Source organism: Vibrio sp. McD22-P3 (assembly GCF_021568915.1).
In the GTDB taxonomy this organism is placed as follows: Bacteria; Pseudomonadota; Gammaproteobacteria; order Enterobacterales; family Vibrionaceae; genus Vibrio; species Vibrio mediterranei.
This window is the reverse complement of record NZ_JAKGTN010000001.1, coordinates 1-20,547: the sequence shown is the minus strand read 5'-3', so window position 1 is coordinate 20,547 and position 20,547 is coordinate 1. Positions and strand designations below refer to the sequence as shown.

21 protein-coding genes and 2 tRNA genes are annotated in these 20,547 nt (G+C 44.7%); 6 read left to right on the top strand and 17 right to left on the bottom strand.

Features of this window, described 5'->3' with window-relative positions; translation table 11 throughout:
* The 5 genes from L2W36_RS00115 to L2W36_RS00095 all read right to left on the bottom strand — a co-directional run bounded on the left by L2W36_RS00115 (position 1) and on the right by L2W36_RS00095 (position 4,644).
* Positions 1–453: an NfeD family protein gene (locus L2W36_RS00115; RefSeq protein WP_198557427.1), complete on the bottom strand. Its 453-nt coding sequence runs from the start codon at positions 451–453 to the stop codon at positions 1–3.
* Complete coding sequence (locus tag L2W36_RS00110; RefSeq protein ID WP_236109070.1) at positions 450–1,385, bottom strand: SPFH domain-containing protein; 936 nt, start codon at positions 1,383–1,385, stop codon at positions 450–452. The genes L2W36_RS00115 and L2W36_RS00110 overlap by 4 nt, the downstream gene beginning before the upstream one ends.
* A gap of 222 nt (positions 1,386–1,607) precedes the next feature.
* Positions 1,608–2,462, bottom strand: a complete 855-nt coding sequence (locus L2W36_RS00105; RefSeq protein ID WP_124940725.1) for a co-chaperone YbbN — start codon at positions 2,460–2,462, stop codon at positions 1,608–1,610.
* Between the two features lie 376 nt (positions 2,463–2,838).
* Positions 2,839–3,666: an SDR family oxidoreductase gene (locus tag L2W36_RS00100; protein ID WP_006075622.1), complete on the bottom strand. Its 828-nt coding sequence runs from the start codon at positions 3,664–3,666 to the stop codon at positions 2,839–2,841.
* 63 nt (positions 3,667–3,729) lie between these two features.
* Positions 3,730–4,644 (bottom strand): TIGR01777 family oxidoreductase, encoded by a 915-nt coding sequence (locus L2W36_RS00095; RefSeq protein WP_006075623.1) that lies wholly within the window; start codon positions 4,642–4,644, stop codon positions 3,730–3,732.
* Between the two features lie 234 nt (positions 4,645–4,878).
* Here L2W36_RS00095 and L2W36_RS00090 point away from each other — a divergent pair, with 234 nt between their 5' ends.
* The 5 genes from L2W36_RS00090 to yfcE all read left to right on the top strand — a co-directional run bounded on the left by L2W36_RS00090 (position 4,879) and on the right by yfcE (position 7,775).
* Positions 4,879–5,613, top strand: a complete 735-nt coding sequence (locus tag L2W36_RS00090; protein ID WP_236109069.1) for a DUF1538 domain-containing protein — start codon at positions 4,879–4,881, stop codon at positions 5,611–5,613.
* Positions 5,610–6,419: a DUF1538 domain-containing protein gene (locus L2W36_RS00085; RefSeq protein WP_038225353.1), complete on the top strand. Its 810-nt coding sequence runs from the start codon at positions 5,610–5,612 to the stop codon at positions 6,417–6,419. Before L2W36_RS00090 ends, L2W36_RS00085 begins: the two co-directional genes overlap by 4 nt.
* Complete coding sequence (locus tag L2W36_RS00080) at positions 6,409–6,759, top strand: P-II family nitrogen regulator (RefSeq protein WP_006075626.1); 351 nt, start codon at positions 6,409–6,411, stop codon at positions 6,757–6,759. The genes L2W36_RS00085 and L2W36_RS00080 overlap by 11 nt, the downstream gene beginning before the upstream one ends.
* Entirely contained in the window at positions 6,756–7,160 is a 405-nt protein-coding gene (locus L2W36_RS00075; RefSeq protein WP_006075627.1) for a CBS domain-containing protein, read from the top strand. Before L2W36_RS00080 ends, L2W36_RS00075 begins: the two co-directional genes overlap by 4 nt.
* 63 nt (positions 7,161–7,223) lie before the next feature.
* Positions 7,224–7,775 (top strand): phosphodiesterase, encoded by a 552-nt coding sequence (gene yfcE, locus L2W36_RS00070; protein WP_006075628.1) that lies wholly within the window; start codon positions 7,224–7,226, stop codon positions 7,773–7,775.
* 92 nt (positions 7,776–7,867) lie between these two features.
* Here yfcE and crr read toward each other — a convergent pair whose 3' ends face one another.
* The 9 genes from crr to miaB all read right to left on the bottom strand — a co-directional run bounded on the left by crr (position 7,868) and on the right by miaB (position 17,640).
* A complete protein-coding gene (gene crr, locus L2W36_RS00065) occupies positions 7,868–8,377 on the bottom strand; it encodes a PTS glucose transporter subunit IIA (protein WP_031494205.1) in 510 nt (169 codons plus the stop codon).
* Positions 8,378–8,418: 41 nt separating this feature from the next.
* Entirely contained in the window at positions 8,419–10,146 is a 1,728-nt protein-coding gene (gene ptsI, locus L2W36_RS00060; protein ID WP_038225348.1) for a phosphoenolpyruvate-protein phosphotransferase PtsI, read from the bottom strand.
* A 136-nt stretch (positions 10,147–10,282) separates the two neighbouring features.
* Entirely contained in the window at positions 10,283–10,540 is a 258-nt protein-coding gene (locus tag L2W36_RS00055) for an HPr family phosphocarrier protein (protein ID WP_006075478.1), read from the bottom strand.
* A 298-nt stretch (positions 10,541–10,838) separates the two neighbouring features.
* Positions 10,839–11,807 carry a cysteine synthase A gene (gene cysK, locus L2W36_RS00050; RefSeq protein ID WP_006075477.1) on the bottom strand — a complete coding sequence of 323 codons (969 nt, stop codon included), beginning with the start codon at positions 11,805–11,807 and terminating at the stop codon, positions 10,839–10,841.
* Positions 11,808–12,009: 202 nt separating this feature from the next.
* On the bottom strand, positions 12,010–13,515 hold the full coding sequence (gene lnt, locus L2W36_RS00045; protein WP_236109068.1) for an apolipoprotein N-acyltransferase: 1,506 nt from the start codon (positions 13,513–13,515) through the stop codon (positions 12,010–12,012).
* Between the two features lie 43 nt (positions 13,516–13,558).
* Positions 13,559–14,455 carry a CNNM family magnesium/cobalt transport protein CorC gene (gene corC / locus L2W36_RS00040; protein ID WP_006075474.1) on the bottom strand — a complete coding sequence of 299 codons (897 nt, stop codon included), beginning with the start codon at positions 14,453–14,455 and terminating at the stop codon, positions 13,559–13,561.
* Positions 14,456–14,542: 87 nt separating this feature from the next.
* Positions 14,543–15,007: an rRNA maturation RNase YbeY gene (gene ybeY, locus L2W36_RS00035; RefSeq protein ID WP_006075473.1), complete on the bottom strand. Its 465-nt coding sequence runs from the start codon at positions 15,005–15,007 to the stop codon at positions 14,543–14,545.
* Entirely contained in the window at positions 15,007–16,098 is a 1,092-nt protein-coding gene (locus tag L2W36_RS00030) for a PhoH family protein (RefSeq protein WP_006075472.1), read from the bottom strand. Before L2W36_RS00030 ends, ybeY begins: the two co-directional genes overlap by 1 nt.
* A 117-nt stretch (positions 16,099–16,215) precedes the next feature.
* Positions 16,216–17,640, bottom strand: a complete 1,425-nt coding sequence (miaB, locus tag L2W36_RS00025) for a tRNA (N6-isopentenyl adenosine(37)-C2)-methylthiotransferase MiaB (RefSeq protein WP_006075471.1) — start codon at positions 17,638–17,640, stop codon at positions 16,216–16,218.
* Between the two features lie 294 nt (positions 17,641–17,934).
* Between miaB and L2W36_RS00020 the strand changes: the two genes are divergently transcribed.
* Positions 17,935–19,089 (top strand): 2-octaprenyl-3-methyl-6-methoxy-1,4-benzoquinol hydroxylase, encoded by a 1,155-nt coding sequence (locus tag L2W36_RS00020; protein WP_236109067.1) that lies wholly within the window; start codon positions 17,935–17,937, stop codon positions 19,087–19,089.
* 1 nt (position 19,090) lies between these two features.
* Here the strand turns inward: L2W36_RS00020 and L2W36_RS00015 are convergent, their stop codons facing one another.
* The 3 genes from L2W36_RS00015 to L2W36_RS00005 all read right to left on the bottom strand — a co-directional run bounded on the left by L2W36_RS00015 (position 19,091) and on the right by L2W36_RS00005 (position 20,527).
* Positions 19,091–20,113 carry a lactonase family protein gene (locus L2W36_RS00015; RefSeq protein ID WP_236109066.1) on the bottom strand — a complete coding sequence of 341 codons (1,023 nt, stop codon included), beginning with the start codon at positions 20,111–20,113 and terminating at the stop codon, positions 19,091–19,093.
* A gap of 194 nt (positions 20,114–20,307) precedes the next feature.
* A tRNA-Leu gene (locus tag L2W36_RS00010) sits at positions 20,308–20,392 on the bottom strand.
* A 58-nt stretch (positions 20,393–20,450) separates the two neighbouring features.
* A tRNA-Met gene (locus tag L2W36_RS00005) sits at positions 20,451–20,527 on the bottom strand.
* Between the last annotated feature and the right edge of the window lie 20 nt (positions 20,528–20,547).

Sequence of the window (20,547 nt, the reverse complement as noted above, 5' to 3'; positions counted from 1 at the left end):
TTATTCTGCTTTCTCAATCAGTAGGGTTATTCCATCGACATCTATCACTCTGACCAAGGTACCACTAGGTAAGTCAGAGTCAGAGTAAGCGGACCAGGAAGTATCGCCAAGTTTGATTCGACATTTTCCCCTGGTAATATCTTGCTCCAACACCGACGTTTGACCTATGAGCTGTTTGTCCTTCTGATTTAGGCTTCGCTGCTTATCTGATTGCTTATCAACTCGATGTTGTTTACGCCACCATAGCCAAGTCAATGCCAACGCAAACACCCCAAAGCTAATCCATTGCAGTTGCCAACTGATAGGAATAAAGGCGAGCACAATACCCACCAACATTGCTGCGATGCCAATCCACAACATGTAGCCAGCGGTACCGAGTAACTCGCCACATAGCAGTAATAATCCTAGAGCCAACCAGTGCCAGTAATTGACTTGGCTAAGCAGTTCTATCACGCGTTATCCTTCATTTGTTGAGGCTTTGACTGATTAAACATTTCTGCAATACCAGCTACAGACCCCATGAGTCCAGTTGCTTCTATCGGCAACATGATAATTTTACCATTCTCCGCCTGACCAATCGATTTCAAAGCCTCAGTATAGCCTTGAGCAATAAAGTAATTCACTGCTTGCATGTCGCCCTGTGCAATGGCAGTTGAAACCATCTCAGTTGCTTTAGCTTCCGCTTCTGCGGCACGTTCACGTGCTTCTGCTTGAAGTATAGCAGCCTGTTTCTCACCTTCGGCTTTGAGGATTTCAGATTGCTTATGACCCTCGGCTTTAAGGATCTCTGCTTGTCGCACACCTTCTGCTTCTAGAATGTCGGCACGTTTATTACGTTCTGCTTTCATCTGAGCATTCATCGCTGCGGTTAGGTCTGCTGGTGGTTGTACGTCGCGGATCTCAATACGAGTCACTTTAACGCCCCATGCGTTAGTTGCTTCATCGACAATCGCAAGCAGTTTGGTATTGATAGAGTCACGTTGGCTTAACATTTCATCCAGTTCCATTGAGCCAAGCACGGTACGCATATTGGTCAATGTTAGGTTACGAATAGCATGCTCAAGATCGTTCACTTCATACGCAGCTTTTGCCGCATCGATGACTTGAACGAAACATACTGCATCAATGACCACGTTAGCGTTATCTTTGGAGATGACCTCTTGTGGCGGAATATCTAGAACTCTTTCCATCATATTGATTTTACTGCCAATAGAATCAATGAAAGGGATAATCAAGTTCAGCCCAGGTCTAAGCGTATGGGTATAGCGACCGAATCTTTCTACGGTCCAGTTGTTGGCTTGTGGTACGGTTTTGACCCCGGCCACAATAAAAACAATTGCGACCAGAATGAAACCACCTATGGTGACCATTGCATCAATATCCATGAGTCTATCCTTGTATTAAAAATGTACAATCCTAAACAGTATACAGCGTTGTTAAGACAATACTGTGTAAAGGTATGTATTTTTTCGACGAGTAATCATTAAATTTATCATGGAGTTAAACTTACTACTGATAGGTAGGATGAGCGGTTCGACGAAATAAATTTGCGTAATAAGAAAAAAGGGAAGCCTGCGCTTCCCTTAGAATAGAGTGTGACTAAGTTATTAGTAGAGCAGAGAATACAACTGACGGCGATACTTAGCGGCGATAGGGTTACCTTGACCTAGCGCAGACAAGATATCCATAAAGGCTTTTTTCAGGTCTCCATCAAGCGCATTCAAATTACGGCTCAGAGGCGTCCATATCAGAGCAAGTGCTTCTTCATCACGATTCACTTGGTGGTATTGAAGACCCAGTTCTGCGACCAGTTTAAGATCGTCAGGGTTTGCTTGTAATGCCGCTTCTAAAGATTGAATCTCAGGGCTATCAGCAGCTTGTTTGTGCAGTTCTAATTTCGCCACTAAGCTCTTATAGTGGTTGTCTTTGTATTCCATTGGAATAGTGTTGAGTACTTGTTCTGCACGTTCAAATTGATTGGTCTCAAGCAAGCAGTTGGCAACTGCCAATTTGATTTCACCTTTATTTTGATACTCTTCGGAAAGGGTCCCAAATGCAGAAATAGCAGCTTCAAACTCACCTTGTTGTGATAGCTCTAGCGCTTTGCGAGCGTTAAGTTCATCTTCACTTGGAAGATGTTTGGTCAGCATAGCTTTGACCGCTTCAATTGGTTGTGGACCACCTAGTCCGTCTACAGGTTGACCATTCACGAATAACGCAATCGTAGGAAGTGCTTGAACACCAAACTGTCCAGCAATCGCTTGTTGCTCTTCACAGTTCAGCAATGCCAGTGTATAGGCGCCGGCGTATTGTTCTGTTAATGCCTTTAAAGCAGGAATTAACTGAGCGCTTTCTTCACTCATAGGTGCCCAAAAGTGGATCAGCACGGGAGCTGTCATTGAGCCTTCGAGGACTTCGCGGAAATTTTGCTCATTTAAATCAACAATGTACGCTGGTTGCATTGAATTATCCTTATTAAGTGATTCGCATTGTTCTATTTTCAAGATTGGTATTGGTGAACCAAAAATCAAGGTTTGTCGAAGAGATTACAGAATTTAGATGCCAAAACGCCGCACTATGAAGCGCGGCGTTTATGGATTTCAGAAATGCAGCAAGCGAAGGTGTTTAAAACATTACAAAGTATGCAAGTGTTACACCCACAGCCAGCCAGTTTAGCTGATTTAGCGTCATTTTTAGAATTCCAAATTGATATCGCTGTGAGCAAGGTGTTAGAGAGATGATTCCAACTTGTGTAGGGTATGGTTTCGTCTCTTGTATTTAACTACGTTGAGCAATATATCCTTCATATGTGACACTAAAATTACAAATGATCATTTTTTATGCGGCTTTTCGCAGAATCGGATCTAACCATTTGCTTGGAAGTAGACGTTTTAGTACCGCAAATATCTTCGTTGGTGTGGTGACTCGATAGCGTAACTTGGGTTTGTCTGACTCGAGAGCATGTAAAAGTGGCACAACGCAAGATTCCGGCGGCAGCACGAATTGATTATTGGAGCCTTCCGCTGATAATCGGCTTAGTTGTTGCTGGTAATGCGTTTTATGTACGCTTGCATCAATATCAATCCATTTTAAAAACGCGGCCTTGGCATTGGCTCTAAATTGTGTCTCAATAGGCCCTGGTTCTATGAGTGATACTTTGATGTTTGTTTGGTATAACTCAAGTCTGAGAGTGTCGGTCCATCCCTCGAGGGCAAATTTAGAGGCATTATACGCTCCACGGTATTTCATCGCAGCAAACCCGAGGACAGAGCTGTTTTGAATAATACGACCGTCGCCTTGTTTTCGCATTACCGGTAGTACTTGTTTCGTCAGTTCATGCCAACCAAAGAAGTTTGCCTCAAATTGTTCTCTTAGTGCATCGGTTGGCAGGTCTTCTAGGGCTCCGGGTTGGCCGTAGGCACCATTGTTAAACAAGGCATAAAGGCTCCCCTCACATAAAGCGAGTGCTTTTTGGACTCCCAATTTAATGCTCTTGCTATCGGTCAGGTCGAGTTGAATACAAGTCAGTCCTTCTTGGTTGAGCCTATCCACATCTTTTGGGTCGCGGCACGACGCAATGACCTTGTAGCCTTTATTCTGCAACTCATGTGCTGCAACGTAACCGATTCCCGTAGAACAACCTGTGATAAGAATGGCCTTTCCCATTTTTGCGCTAACCCTATGATTTATTCCCTTTCAGTAAAGGTTAACGCTAATGGTAGACGAGGTCTAGCGCGAGTTTGCGACGATGTTTTTCAGCGCTGAGTCGATATGAGGGAAGGAGAAGTTAAAGCCGATCTCTGTGAGCTTTTTAGGTTTTGCTCTCGTGCTATCAAGCAGTAAGCATGAAGATTCTCCCATAGCGAGTTTAATCGCCCACTTAGGAGTAAATAAAAAATGAGGGCGGCCCAATGAATTTGCAAGTGTTTTACTGAAAACTGCGTTAGTGACGGCATGAGGTGCACAGAAATTATATGGCCCGCTAGCGTGTTCAGTTTCCAGTAAACAAACAATCGCTCGCACCATATCTAGTATATGTATCCAAGGAATATATTGTTTTCCGTTACCAATCGGTCCACCGAGCCCCAGTTTATAGGGCAGCAGCATCTTAGCTAATGCTCCGCCACCTTCGCCAAGCACAACACCAGTGCGCAATAGACACACTCTTGTTTGATCGGACTGTGCTCGCAAGGCGATGTGTTCCCAACGTTCACAGACGTTGTGAGCAAAGGTATCCTGACTGACATGCAGACTCTCGTCGAAAGGATGATCTTGTTGATCTCCGTAATAACCGACAGCTGAGCCACTAATAAAAATTGCAGGAGGTTTCGTGCTGGCGTGAATCAGTTCCACAAGAGTTTCGGTGATCTTCCAGCGGCTATCACAAATACGTTTTTTTTGAGCCTCGCTCCAACGTTTATCTGCAATCGGTTCTCCAGCGAGATTTATGATGGCATCAAATTCATTGAGGTCGTTAAAGCTATCTAATGAATCGACATAGTGAATATTGCCACAGTCAGTGTGATGTAGCGTTTGTCTTGCTGTTTGTTCATCACGGGTCAGCAGAGTGATGGAGTAGGTGGTTAGGTGTTTCAGTAACTCTCGACCAATAAACCCTGTGCCACCTGTTACAAGCAAATTCATCTCTGTCCTTCTCCTCAGTAATTGACAACTTACCGATATGACTCAGTTGCTGAATAAGTAAATATAGCAATGAATCAGAGGATTAACTAACGTTGTTGTGGGTGTAGCACATGTTGTACTAGTCACAGTCTTGTGGATTGGCGTGAGCATTGCGCAATATTGCCATTACTGTCACATCTTCTTACATTTAATGTGTGCCATCATAAAACTATCGTATGGAAGCGGAGGAAAGCGATGCAAGGATTGAAAGCGCTTCTTCATTCAATGGCCAGTAGTTTCAAAGATCTACTGCCCATCGTTTTGGTCGTGCTGTTTTTCCAATTGGTCGTACTGCAAGAGCCGCTTCCTAATGTTCTCTCTATCTTATTTGGCCTATTGCTTGTGGTCCTAGGGCTGACCTTTTTTGTATTTGGGTTAGAAATGGGGTTATTTCCCATCGGTGAGTCCATGGCTCAGTCGTTTGCACGAAAGGGCAGCGTCTTCTGGTTGATGGTGTTTTCGTTCTGTCTAGGCTTTGGGACTACCATTGCCGAGCCTGCGCTAACAGCGGTATCTGCTGAAGCAGCTGAAGTGGCGGCGGAAGGGGGGAAAATTCCGATGACGGAAGAGGCCATGCAAGACTATGCGGATGGCTTGCGCTTGGCCGTTGCCATTTCAGTTGGGCTTGCCATTGTATTGGGTGTGCTGCGCATACTCAAAGGTTGGCCTATCCAGTGGATGATTATTGGCGGTTATGTCGGTGTAGTGATACTGACAGGGTTCGCACCGGAGTACATTATCGGTGTGGCTTACGACTCAGGTGGTGTAACGACATCAACAATAACAGTACCATTAGTCACCGCGTTGGGTGTAGGGTTAGCCAGCACCATTAAGGGGCGTAACCCGATGCTGGATGGTTTTGGTCTCATTGCCTTTGCGTCGCTGTTACCAATGATGTTCGTTATGGTTTACGGGGTGATTGCAGTATGACTATCATCTTGGATTTTCTCACCACACTGTTGCTCACGATTCGTGACGTTACACCGATCATGGTGATCATTTTCGGATTTCAGTTTGCCATCTTGAAGAAGCCAATTACTAACCCGTTAAAAGTTCTACTTGGCTTTGGCTATGTGATTCTCGGGCTTAGTTTGTTTTTAGTGGGATTAGAACTTGCTCTGTTCCCGTTAGGTGAAACCATGGCGATGCAGTTAACGGCACCTGAATTCTTGCAAGAATTTAAGGTGACGGTAGGCCAGTCATTGGAGTGGATCGACTATTATTGGGTTTATCTGTTTGCTTTCTGTATAGGATTTAGTACCACGATTGCTGAACCATCGTTATTGGCGGTTGCTATCAAAGCTAATCAAGTCTCTGCTGGTTCGATTTCAGTAAATGGGTTAAGAATCGCAGTGGCGCTGGGGGTGGCTGTTGGTATCTCCCTTGGCAGCTATCGTATTGTTGTCGGAGACCCCATTCACTACTACATCATCGCAGGCTACATCTTGGTGGTGATTCAAACCTATTTTGCTCCCAAATTTATTATTCCGTTAGCGTATGACTCTGGCGGGGTGACGACCTCAACGGTCACGGTCCCTTTGGTGACGGCGTTGGGGTTGGGGCTAGCTTCCACCGTACCGGGACGAAACCCTATGATTGATGGGTTTGGTTTGATCGCGTTTGCTAGCTTATTTCCTATTATTTCCGTGATGGCGTATGCACAGTTGATTCAATTTTTGAGTCAACGTTCAAAGCATCGCGATCTAGCTTCAAAGGAGAAGAACAATGCGCTTTAAGCTCATTCTGGCATTTGTTGAAGATAGTAAAACAGACTCCGTTCTTGATGCGGCTCGTACAGCGGGAGCCACAGGAGCAACGGTAATTAATAACGCGAGAGGGGAAGGGCTTAACAAAAAGCAAACCTTCTTTGGACTTACCTTAGAGGTTCAAAAAGATGTGCTGTTGTTTGTAGTAGAAGAGCACTTATCGCGGCAGATATTAGAGACCATTAACAAGGTCGGAGAGTTTGACCAAACTTCGGGACAGGGGATTGCGGTGCAGATCGATATAGAGGATGCGGTAGGTGTCGCTCACCAAGTTGAGACATTAACTAAAGTAGTAGAGGATGAGCTATGAGCCGACATGAGAAAGTCTGTGTGCGTGATGTCATGGCAAACAGTTATGTGATGGTGGATGGGTTAAAGACAGTGCATGAGGGTATCGTTTTAGCTCGTGAGCATCGGGTAAAAGCACTGGTTGTCGAAAAGCGTCATGATGATGATGAATACGGGATCGTATTGATGAATGACATTGCCAAAAAGGTGCTGGCGAAAAACCGCTCAGCCGAGCGAACAAACATCTATGAGATTATGACTAAGCCTGCACTGTCTGTTGACCCTAATATGAATGTGAAATATTGCGCTCGCTTATTCGAGCGGTTTGGGATTAGTCGTGCGCCTGTCATTGAACACGGTAAGGTGATTGGCATGGTTAGTTACAATAACATTGTTGTGAATGGTATGGCTAAAGAGGAATGAGACAGGCGAACTGGGTTTAGCTGAGTTACAATACTCCCCATTAGTAATGGTGGAGATAAACCAGTGAAACTATTTTTCGCTTCTGATTTGCATGGCAGTCTTGATGCCACTGAACAGGTTCTAGCAGAGTATCATCGCTCAGGTGCGGAGCATTTAGTGATTTTAGGTGATGTGCTTAACCATGGACCGAGAAATCCAGTACCAGAGAGCTATAACCCACCTAAAGTAGCTGAACGGCTTAATGAGCTCAGCACCAGTATTATTGCGGTACGAGGCAATTGCGATAGTGAAGTCGACCAGATGCTCTTAGACTTTCCTATGATGAGTGACTATGCATGGGTAATGTTGGCAAATGGACAGCGATTGTTCTTAACTCATGGGCATCTTTACAACACAGATAAACGACCTGCGTTAAAGCAAGGAGACGTGATTGCTCATGGACATACACATATACCAGTAGCCGAGTGGCAAGGAGAGCAAATTATCTTCAACCCAGGTTCTATCACATTCCCACGAGATGGCTATGCTGCGAGCTATGGATTGTTTGAAGATAATACTCTCAGTGTAAAAACATTTGCTGGAGACGTTTTAGCATCAATCTCGCTATCAAGGTGAGTAGATAACAAGGCAATTAACTTGTTCAGACAAGTCGCAGACATAAAAAAACGCAGCCAAGGCTGCGTTTTTTCTACGTCGAGATTAACTAATTACTTAGTTACGCGTAGTACTGGCGTTTCACCAACAGTTACAGAACCAGCAAGCTTGTTCAGCTCTTTGATTTCGTCCATGTTAGAGATAACAACAGGAGTTAGCGTTGACTTAGCTTTCTCTTCTAGAAGTGCTAGGTCGAATTCGATGATAGTGTCACCTGCTTTTACTGATTGGCCTTCTTCAGCGATACGCTTGAAGCCTTCACCTTTCAGTTCAACAGTGTCGATACCGAAGTGAACAAATAGCTCGATGCCGTCGTCAGACTCGATAGAGAACGCGTGGTTCGTCTCAAAGATCTTACCGATAGTACCGTTAACAGGAGCTACCATCTTGTCACCAGCTGGCTTGATTGCAATACCGTCACCAACGATTTTCTCAGCAAATACGACGTCTGGCACATCTTCGATGTTTACAATTTCACCAGAAAGAGGTGCGATAATTTCGATTGCACCAGTGTCAGCGCTGTCGTCAGATACTAGCTTCTTCAGTTTGTCAAACAGACCCATGTTGTGCTCCTAAAGGTTTGATTTTGTTCTGCTCAATTATATTAGCAGTTTGTCTTTTCTGCGATAAATTTTTCGACGTGTGCCTCAATTTCTGCAGCAGTCGCCATTTCTAGCGCTTCATCAGCCATTGCTTTTACTTCTGCGAAGTTAGCGTTGCGGATTACTTTCTTAACCTTAGGAATTGAAATACCGCTCATACTAAACTCATCTAGGCCCATGCCCAGTAGAAGTAGAGTCGCACGCTCGTCGCCAGCAAGCTCACCACACATACCAGTCCACTTACCTTCTTTATGCGAAGCGTCGATCACTTGCTTAATTACCGTAAGTACAGCAGGTGAAAGTGGGTTGTATAGGTGAGAAATAAGCTCATTACCACGGTCTACTGCTAGAGTATACTGAGTTAAGTCGTTAGTACCAATACTAAAGAACGAAACTTCTTTCGCTAGGTGGTGAGCAATCGCTGCCGCAGCAGGAGTTTCAACCATTACACCGATTTCGATGTTTTCGTCAAATGCTAGACCTTCAGCACGAAGTTCTGCTTTGTACTCTTCGATAGCAGCTTTCAGTTCACGAATCTCTTCTACAGAGATGATCATTGGGAACATGATGCGCAGCTTACCGTGTGCTGATGCACGTAGGATACCACGTAGCTGGTCACGAAGGATTTCACGACGATCCAAGCTGATACGAACTGCACGCCAACCAAGGAATGGGTTCATCTCTTCTGGAAGGTCTAGGTAAGGTAGATCTTTATCACCACCGATATCCATAGTACGGATAATTACCGCGTGACCGTGCATTGCTTCCGCAACTTCTTTGTAAGCTTGATACTGTTCTTCTTCAGTAGGAAGAGCAGTACGGTCCATGAATAGGAATTCTGTACGATACAGACCAACACCTTCACCGCCGTTACGGTTGATGCCATCGCAGTCTTTCACTGTACCGATGTTACCGCAAACTTCTACACGGTGGCCGTCTAGAGTTTCTGCTGGTAGGTCTTTAAGTTTTGCTAGTTCCTCTTTTTCTGCAAGGAACGCTTCACGTACCGCTTTAGCTTCGTCAATCTCAGCTTGAGTTGGGTTTACGATGATCTTGTTGTTCATCGCGTCAAGAACCAACATGTCGCCGTTGTTCACTTTCTTAGTGATGTCGTTAGTACCAACAATCGCAGGAAGCTCTAGTGAACGTGCCATGATAGAAGTGTGCGAAGTACGACCGCCGATGTCACATGCGAAACCTAGTACGTAATCAAGGTTGATTTGCGCAGTTTCAGATGGAGTTAGGTCGTAAGCTACTAGGATAACTTCTTCATCGATATCACCTAGTGAAACGATGTTGATGCCTAGTGCGTTCTTAACGAAACGAGTACCGATATCACGGATATCAGTTGCACGTTCTTTAAGGTATTCGTCATCTAGAGATTCTAGTGCAGTCGCTTGCTCTTCGATTACTGTGTGAATCGCGTTGTCTGCAGATAGTTTGTCTTTCTTGATGAGTGCTAGGATTTCTTCTTCTAGCTCTTCATCTTCAAGAAGCATGATATGGCCTTCGAAGATAGCCTCTTTCTCTTCACCAAAAGTCTCAAGCGCTTTTTGCTTAACGACTTCTAGTTGTTGAGCTGACTTGTTGCGAGCGTCAAAGAAACGCGCAACTTCTGCTTCAACTTGGTCATCTGAAATAGTCGACGTGTTTAGAACAATCTCGTCTTCTTGAAGTAGTAGTGCTTTACCAATAGCAATACCAGGAGATGCTAGGATGCCTGAAATCATAGCTTTACCTTTATTTGGTCTAATGTATTAAAGATTGGATAGTTATTAGCTACTTATTATGTGTAGCTGATAGCTAGAGCTATTTCCAATAAAGCCATTCTGTTTTCACAAAATGGCTTTAAGGAGAACTGGGTTCTTAGTGAAGCTCAGGGATTAGAGCTACTAGGTGGTCAACTGCTTGTTGAGCTTGTGGGCCTTCAGCAGAGATTGTGATAGTAGTGCCTTTAACTAGACCTAGAGTTTGTAGTTTGAATAGGCTTTTTGCGCTAGCGCTTTTGCCGTTAGTAGCCACAGTGATGTCAGCGTCAAATGCTTTTGCTTCTTTAACGAACTGAGCAGCCGGACGAGTGTGAAGGCCGTTTTCTGCTGTGATTTCTACTTGCTTCTCGTACATTTTTTATACCCCAATTGATTTATTTTATGTTTAGTTTCTAAACCAAACAAAGCTTATCGTTAAATGTTACGCCTCGCTATAGTACGAAAGTCATAACTGTTAAGAATTGTGTCGGTCTAGAATTGTAGGACATGATTGCAGTCTTCGCTGTGTACCTGTCTTACGAAATTCTGTAATTAGCCTATTTATTTTTTGGCTTAAAATAAAACTGACCTGATATTACCAAAGGCTGACAGAGTTTCAACAAAAAAGCCCCTTAAAGGGGCTTTTTTCGTGCAAAAATTGATTTGGCAACATATTACTGCTGAATCTCTTTGTCAGTAAATATACCGGCAAACAATGCAGAGCTTAGGTAGCGTTCACCTGAACTTGGGAGTACGGTGACAATGGTTTTACCTTTGAATTCAGGGAGTTCAGCAAGCTTGTTAGCCGCTACAACAGCTGCGCCTGATGAGATACCAGCTAGGATACCTTCTTCTTCCATTAGGCGACGCGCCATTTCGATGGCTTCTTCAGAAGTAACCAGTTCGACACGGTCAACAAGCTCAAGATCTAAGTTCTCTGGGATAAATCCTGCACCGATGCCTTGGATTTTGTGAGGAGCTGGTTGGATCTCTTGACCTGCTAGCACTTGAGAAATGACAGGTGATTCTGCTGGCTCAACGGCAACTGAAACAATTGCTTTACCTTTTTCGCCCTTAATATAGCGGCTAGTACCTGTGATAGTACCACCTGTACCTACACCAGCGACAAATACATCGATCTCACCATCCGTTGCTTCCCAGATCTCTGGACCCGTTGTCTTTTCATGAATGGCTGGGTTTGCTGGGTTGTTGAACTGTTGAAGTAGCAGATACTTTTCTGGATTTGAAGCGACAATCTCTTCTGCTTTAGCGATAGCCCCTTTCATGCCTTTCGCTGCTTCTGTGAGTTCAAGGTTAGCACCTAGTGCCTTGAGAAGCTTACGACGCTCGAGACTCATAGATTCAGGCATAGTAAGTGTGAGTTTGTAGCCACGTGCAGCTGCAACGAAAGCAAGAGCAATACCTGTGTTACCACTGGTTGGCTCAACTAGCTCTACGCCTGCTTTTAGACGACCGTCTTTTTCCGCTTCCCAGATCATGTTTGCACCGATACGGCACTTAACGCTGAAGCTTGGGTTGCGTGCTTCAACTTTAGCAAGCACATTACCATTACTTACTTTGTTTAGGCGTACTAGAGGGGTGTTACCAATTGTCAGTGAATTATCTTCGTAAATCTTGCTCATTATAATGTTCCTTCATTCAACCGTGGTGGTTATTGATTACCAGATAAGAATATGATTTTGTTTGGCAAGGGAAAAGAACCAAATAGTTATATATTATGGAAGAAAGTTTATGAAGCGCGCTTTTCGATGGGATTTTCTCGGTAAGAAGACCAGCTCGGCCATTGATACTAAAGGAGTTCAATGGCCGGTGTATAAGAGGTGATTACTTGTTGCGTCTAATGATGCCAAAGCCTAGGCAAAGTAATACCCACGCATATAAAGGCCAAGTTCCTACTTCACGATACCAAGTTGTTCCGTCGGTTGGAGTGACGTCAGTTCTAAGCACAGCGGTTTCAAACTGAGGGATTTGAGCAGTAATCTTACCTTTGTGATTGGTAACGGCAGTCACACCATTATTGGTCGAACGAATAAGTGGTAAGCCAAGCTCTAATGCGCGCATTCGTGCTATTTCCATATGCTGCAATGGGCCAATAGAGCGCCCAAACCAAGCATCATTGGACAGCGTTAACAGGTAATCTGTGTCGTCAGTAACGTTCTGCCTAACTTGTTCCCCAAAAATAATCTCATAACATAATGCTGGCGCTAGATGCATACCGTTAGCCACAATATTAGGCTGTACGTAGGCACCACGGCTGAATGAAGACATAGGCAAGTTAAAAAACGGGGCGATAGGTCTTAATAGATCTCCAAATGGCACGAATTCACCGAATGGTAGCAAATGGTGTTTGTGATAACGTTCATCGAGATCCATTTCGTAATCACCGTAAGGTGTCTGCCCTACAACCAATATGCTGTTGTAATACTCACCGGACTCGGTTTTGTTGATGACTCCAGTGATGATCGCAGAATCATTCATTTTAGCCGCAGAGTCCAAGTTACGCAGAAATGAAGGTAATTCGAATTCCATTGCGGGAATTGCAGCTTCTGGCCAAATGATAATGTCCGCATCCCAGTTTTCACGACTTAGATCGGTATATTTCATTATTGTTGGCCATCGGTGATTGGGCATCCACTTCATGGCTTGATCGATATTACCTTGAATCAATGCGACCGATTTGGTGCGACTTGGAGCGGGCGTGACCCAGTCGTAGTTACGTAGGCCGAATCCAGTGGCGAATATGACTAGAGGGATGATAGCGAGTTGCCACTGCTTAGTTACGGTTAAGTAAGTTAGGCTGGCAGCCATTACGATCAGTAGCAAGGTAATGAGTTCAACGCCACCAATAGGTGCAAAGCTCGCTAACGGTGAATCAATTTGACTGTACCCTAACCACAGCCAAGGGAAACCCGTCATCACCCAACCGCGAGCCCAATCAAAGATTAACCAGAGTGCTGGCGCTGCGACAAAATAACGAGTTTTATTGTCTGACGGGAAGAATCGGTTTAGAGACCAAGCAAACAGAGCTGAGTAAATGGATAGGTAGCCGACTAAGAGTGCCATTAAGAACACGCTGGCAATCTTCGGCATACCACCAAAGGTATCGATACTGACGTGAACCCAACTGATGCCAGTGGCAAATTGACCTATGCCCCATGCATAACCTGTCCAAAGTGCACTTTTTGTGCTGCGACCTCTGATAAGGAGGAGAAGGAGAAATGGGCTCAGAATAGCCAAGGGCCATAGCTGATAGGGAGCAAATGCGAGAGTGGTGCTAGCACCAACAAAAGCGGCCCCGATGGGCCGCAATATGCGAAGATTTTTCTTCATTTAAATATCATCTCACTTTTTTGGTGAGCAGCAAGTGGTGAGGTTACTCCTCGACACTTGAAGCCGTTTCTTGGTCAGGTATTGTGACTTGGACCTGAACCACACGACGATTATCCGCCGCTGTCACCTTAAAGTTGTAATTTTCTATTTCAACCACTTCACCACGTGAAGGTAAGTGACCGAATGCAGTCATGACTAGGCCACCTACAGTGTCGACTTCCTCATCACTAAAGTTAGAGCCGAATGTTTCATTGAACTCTTCAATAGTAGTGAGCGCTTTCACCGCAAATGTGTGCTTACTCAGTTTTCTGATATCAAGCTCATCATCGTCATCGAATTCATCTTCGATTTCGCCAACGATTTCTTCGAGAATATCTTCGATGGTCACTAGACCTGATACTCCACCAAATTCATCGACGACAATGGCCATGTGATAACGCTCTTCACGGAACTCCTTCAGTAGGCGATCAACGCGCTTACTTTCAGGAACTACAACCGCTGGGCGAATCACTTCTTCAATATCAAACGGGGCGCTTTCTGAGCCCAAATAACGGAGGAGGTCCTTAGCTAAGAGGATGCCTTCTACATGGTCTTTATCTTCACTGATAACAGGGTAGCGAGAATGCTGTGCATCTGTCATCAGTTCGATTAGCTTATCGAGGTTATCGGAACGCTCGATAGTAACCATTTGCGAGCGTGGCAGCATAATGTCGCGCACTCGCATTTCAGAAATTTCCATGACACCTTCGAGCATATCGCGGGTATCGTGGTCAATTAGGTCGTTTTCTTCAGAGTCGCGGATAACATCTACAAGCTCTTGGCGGTCTTTTGGTTCGCCTTGAAAAATTTGACCTAGGCGCTCAAAGAAGGACTTTCTACTCGGACCTTCCGACTTTTTACTGTTTCCCTCTGGTTGAGAGGGAGAAGACTCTTCGTTCATGACTTCTCAATTCAGAATGCTATCAGATGTGTGATAGCGCACATGCGTAAACAGATTCTTTTTAGCGCAAACGCCAGCGAAATGTGCTTACTCCTTTTCTACTAAATATGGGTCATCAAAGCCCATATCAAGCATGATTTCGGTTTCCAAAGCTTCCATTTCTTCTGCTTCGTCATCCTCAATATGATCATAACCTAGCAGATGAAGACTCCCATGTACAACCATATGTGCCCAGTGTGCAATCAAAGGCTTGGATTGCTCAATGGCCTCTTTTTCGACAACTTGACGACAAATGATCATGTCACCAAGCAGATCCATTTCTACACCTGGAGGAGCTTCAAAAGGAAAGGAGAGCACATTGGTTGGTTTATCTTTACCACGGTAGTCGCGGTTAAGCTGTTGGCTCTCTTCTTCATCGACTATACGAATCGTCAACTCAGCATCTTGTTGAAACGGAGTAATGGTTTTGTCCAACCAGCCTTGAAATTCGTCAGCACTTGGTAACCCTTGTTCTGATTCGACTGCAATTTGAAGATCGAGTTCAATCGCCATTACTTTCCATCCACCGTTGCGCTAGCAGATGCTGCATCAAGCAGCTTTTGCGCCGCTTCACGTTCTTCACGTCGCTTACGCTCAATTTCTTTACGTTCTTTGGCATCTTTCGCTTCCCATTTCTCGTAAGCATTTACGATGCGCGCAACGACAGGGTGACGAACGACATCATCTGACTGGAAGAAGTTAAAGCTGATTTCGTCAACTTCACTCAGCACTTCAATCGCATGACGAAGGCCAGATTTTGCGCCACGCGGCAAGTCGATTTGTGTGACGTCACCAGTGATAACTGCGCGCGAGTTAAAGCCGATACGCGTCAGGAACATCTTCATTTGTTCAACGGTGGTGTTCTGGCTCTCATCGAGAATAATGAAGGCATCGTTAAGTGTGCGGCCGCGCATGTAGGCGAGGGGGGCAACCTCAATAACATTGCGTTCAATGAGTTTCTCTACGCGCTCAAAACCAAGCATTTCAAATAACGCATCGTATAGAGGTCGAAGGTACGGATCGACCTTCTGACTTAAATCACCTGGCAGGAAGCCTAGTTTTTCACCCGCTTCTACTGCTGGACGAGTCAGTAGGATACGGCGAATCTCTTGGCGCTCCAGTGCGTCTACTGCAGCAGCTACTGCTAGGTAAGTTTTACCTGTACCAGCTGGCCCAATACCGAAGCTAATATCATGAGTGACCATATTCACTAGGTACTGAGCTTGATTAGGTGTACGCGGTTTGATGATGCCTTTCTTGGTCTTTACGAAGACTTCTTTTCCGTGAGCGATTTCTGATTCGGTATTTTGCTCAAGTACACCAGATTCTTTAACGGCTAAGTGAATTTGCTCTGGCTCAATATCAGGGATCTGGCCACGCACAGGTGCTGTGTCGACATAAAGCGTTTTGATGATATCTAGAGCTGCGGCGCTAGTGTGCGGCTTGCCCACGATCGTAAAGAAGTTGCTTCTGTGGTTGATCTCGACACCTAAGCGGCGTTCTAAATGTTTGATATTGTCATCGAAAGGACCGCACAAGCTTGATAGACGGCGGTTGTCTGAAGGTTCTAGATGAATTTCTAGAGTTACGATTTGATTACTCAATGTTGCCTCACATTTTGCCCTTAAGGGCGATGTATGAAGCCCGACTGTGACCGGGCTTCGCATATTTTTACCCAACTAACTCCAAAATAGCACATTGAAGCTGTTTGGGTATAGGCGCTAAGGCGTAAAGGTCGCTACACCTAGCTCATCTTCGCGTTTGGTTTTTGCCATCATTTGTGTTGGAGAAATAACACTGCGAAGATCCATATCTTTTTCTGTTCTTACTAGCTCACCACGTAGGGAGTTTGCGAACACGTCTGTGATTTTTACGTCAACAAACTGGCCGATTAGCTCTGCACCACCTTCGAAGTTAACCACACGGTTGTTTTCGGTGCGCGCACGAAGCTCCATCAGGTTCTTCTTAGATGGACCTTCAACTAAAACACGTTGCTCAGTGTCTAGCATCTGACGTGAATAACGCATTGCCTGCGAGTTTACAGTTTGTTGTAGCTCGTATAAGCGGTCTTTCTTAGTTTGCTCAGGAAGATCACATGGGTAATCTGCTGCTGGCGTACCTGGACGAGGAGAGAAGATAAAGCTAAAGCTCATATCAAAATCTACGTCCTTGATCAGTTTCATCGTGTCTTGGAAATCTTTGTCAGTTTCACCTGGGAAACCAACAATGAAGTCTGAACTGATTTGAATATCAGGACGCGCTTTGCGAAGTTTACGAATGATAGACTTGTATTCAATCGCTGTGTGTGGACGCTTCATCATAGTCAATACACGGTCTGAACCACTTTGTACTGGCAAGTGCAGGAAGCTAACAAGCTCAGGTGTGTCTTCGTAAACAGCAATGATGTCATCAGTGAACTCTAGCGGGTGACTTGTCGTAAAGCGGATACGATCAATACCATCAATAGAAGCAACCAGGCGTAATAGCTCGGCAAAAGAACAGATATCACCATCGTGCATTGGACCACGATAAGCATTCACGTTTTGGCCAAGTAGGTTTACTTCACGAACGCCTTGATCGGCAAGCTGAGCAATTTCAAACAATACGTCATCCATTGGACGGCTTACTTCTTCACCACGAGTATATGGAACAACACAGTAAGTACAGTACTTACTGCAGCCTTCCATAATTGAAACAAACGCTGTTGCGCCTTCCGCACGTGGTTCCGGCAGACGGTCAAACTTCTCGATCTCTGGGAAAGAGATATCCATTACTGGCGCTTCATCGCTTTGTGACTGCTTGATCATTTCAGGCAAACGGTGAAGAGTTTGTGGGCCGAAGATAACGTCAACAAATGGCGCACGTTCACGAATATGGTCACCTTCTTGAGTCGCTACACAGCCACCCACACCAATAACAACGCCATCTTTTTTGTCTTTTAGGGTTTTCCAACGACCAAGTTGGTGGAACACTTTCTCTTGCGCTTTTTCACGGATAGAGCAAGTGTTCAAAAGTAGTACGTCTGCTTCCTCTGGATCTTCTGTTAGCTCATAGCCATTTGCCGCATTAAGCAGATCGGCCATTTTTGATGAATCGTATTCGTTCATCTGGCAGCCCCAGGTTTTAATTAGCAGTTTCTTACTCATCACTATCGCTCGTCAGTTATTTAAATCTTTTTCTTGCACAGGCGCTGTATTGCGAAAACAACGAAGCGGCTGCTTAAATTATGACCACCATCTTGGCGGTAAGCGGCGTATTGTACTGCTTTAAAAAGCGCCTGACTAGGGGGAGTGTAAAATCTCTTTGAGAGCTTATATTTCAATTGCTGTAAGCGGTTATTAGGCCTCACAAAAGCAGGGTTTTTCGAAGGAATTCGCTCGCGATTTTAGAGCGGGCTACGTACAATGAACACACATTGAATTTAGGGTAGTAAGAAGACGATGGAACAGTTTGAAATTGCAGTTGTTGGTGGTGGCATGGTGGGAGCAGCGATGGCGCTGGGTCTTGCTAAACAAGGGCGCTCAGTCGCTGTTATCGAAAAATTTACCCCTCAAGCTTTCGAAAATTCGCAGCCAATGGACCTGCGTGTTTCTGCTATTTCTCATCGTTCTGTTGATTTACTGACATATCTCGATGCTTGGAGCGCCATAGAGGCGATGCGTGTGTGCCCTTATGCACGTCTTGAAACATGGGAAGCGGAAAACTGTCGAATTCGTTTCAATGCCGAATCTCTGCATCTAGAGCAATTGGGCTACATTGTCGAAAACCGAGTGATCCAACTAGGGTTATGGCAGCAGTTTCATCGTTTCGACAACTTGAAAGTGATTGAAGGTGATGGTGTTGAAAGCTTAACGCTTGACGATGAAGGCTCAACTATCATCTTAGAATCCGGGCGTGAAATTGCTGCGACTCTGGTCGTTGGTGCGGATGGTGCGAATTCAAGAGTACGACAAGCCAGTGGCATTGGGGTGACAGCATGGGATTATCGTCAAGAGTGCATGCTGATTAATGTTGAGACGGAACTCCCTCAACAAGACATCACGTGGCAGTGGTTTACCACGTCAGGGCCTCGTTCATTTTTACCACTATGTGGAAACCAAGGCTCATTAGTTTGGTACGACTCCCCTAAACGGATTAAGCAGTTAAAGAATATGAGTCATGCCCAGTTAGAGCAGGAGATTGTTGAGTACTTTCCAGCTGAACTGGGTAAGGTTAGCGTGCTACAGCGCGGCTCATTCCCACTTACACGTCGACATGCACAGCGATATTACAAACACGGTTGTGTATTAGTAGGGGATTCAGCTCACACGATAAATCCGTTGGCGGGTCAGGGCGTTAATCTTGGTTTTAAAGATGTAGAAGCCTTGTTGAAAGCGTTTGAAGAGAAAGGGGTCTCTAATGAAGCATTACGTCGTTATGAGATAGAGCGTCGTCCAGACAACCTGTTAATGCAAACGGGCATGGATGTATTCTATAAAGGGTTTAGTAGTACCTTACCCCCGCTAGCATTTGCTCGAAATGCTCTACTGAAAGTGGCAGAGCATTCTGGGCCGATTAAAGAGCAAGTCTTAAAATACGCGATTGGCCTTAAATAACTTAATAAATGACTAGACATACTGGGGCAGTGATAGAATCTGATACTGATTCTAGCGTTGGTGCCCCAGTTGCTTCATCGACGGTAAACAGAGCTAAATTGTCAGAATGTTGGTTTGCTGTCATAAGATACTTTCCATCTGGAGAAATACACAAATCTCGTGGGAATTCTCCCCCTGAACTGACAAAGCCTTGATAATCAGGTACAGCAGGGTCACTTAATTTAAACCAAGAGACGATAGACTCTCCGCGACCTGTCAAATAGACAAAGCGATTGTTCGGTGAAAGCTTAACGGCCGCCGCCGCTTCATGGTTTATATGTTCAGGAAACGCTGAAGTAGAGTAAATCAGTCGCCATCTCCCATGTTCGTTACGCTTGATAACATGCAGTGATTCATCGAGTTCACACAACACATACCCAAATTCACCATCTTGAGAGAAGTCTACATGTCGAGGACCACTTCCCAGCGGCATTACCAAAGACTGAGATAGAACCGCATCAGTTTTGTTATATTCGTAAAAGCTCAATGTGTCGATGCCTAAGTCTACCGTGACGAACTGTTGGCTATTAGGGATAAACTGTAACTGGTGCCCATGGGGGGCTTGCTGGCGAGTAGGATGAACGCTAGAGCCTTCATTAGCCAGTAAAGCTATACGTTCTCCAATAATGCCATGTGCCCTTAGGGCAAATATCTCGAAGTTACCTGTCCCATAATGCGCGACGCCTAATAGTTCTTTATTCGGAGATATTGCAAGGTGGCATGGGTAATCACCATCAAGCAATCTTACTTGATGATCTTCACTGTTTGTAGGCACGAATATAAGGGCCGCTCCTTCCTGTTGAGAACATTCGGAAACGAGATAATGTCCTTGCTCTGTATACAGAAGATAAGAAGGGTTGAAAGCATTTGTTATCGCTGAAGATATTATAAGGTCATGGGGAGTGTTGAAATGCGCCGTCTTGAAACCTAAATCATCGCCTTTTGAATACTGTCCAATAGCAACGGAGTAATCTTGGAAAGTCATAAATATCCTTGAAGATCAGTGTATTGACCTAAGGTTGCCTGTCTATCCTAGAATGAACAGTAGCAAAATACTTTTCTGTGAGCCAATAGAAGAAATTAACAATATTGAAGAAACTTTCAAAGATTCAACTAACGTAATTGTCAGAGAGGAATAGATAGAAAAAAAGCCCGTCAAATGACGAGCTTTCTTAATAATGGTGCGGAAGGAGAGACTTGAACTCTCACACCTTGCGGCGCCAGAACCTAAATCTGGTGCGTCTACCAATTCCGCCACTTCCGCGACAAAACTTGTAGTTAAGAGAGTAATTGGTAAAACTCGATCTTAACGTTGTAATTAATGGTGGCTACGACGGGATTCGAACCTGTGACCCCATCATTATGAGTGATGTGCTCTAACCAGCTGAGCTACGTAGCCATTTGAAGTTTTTACTTCGC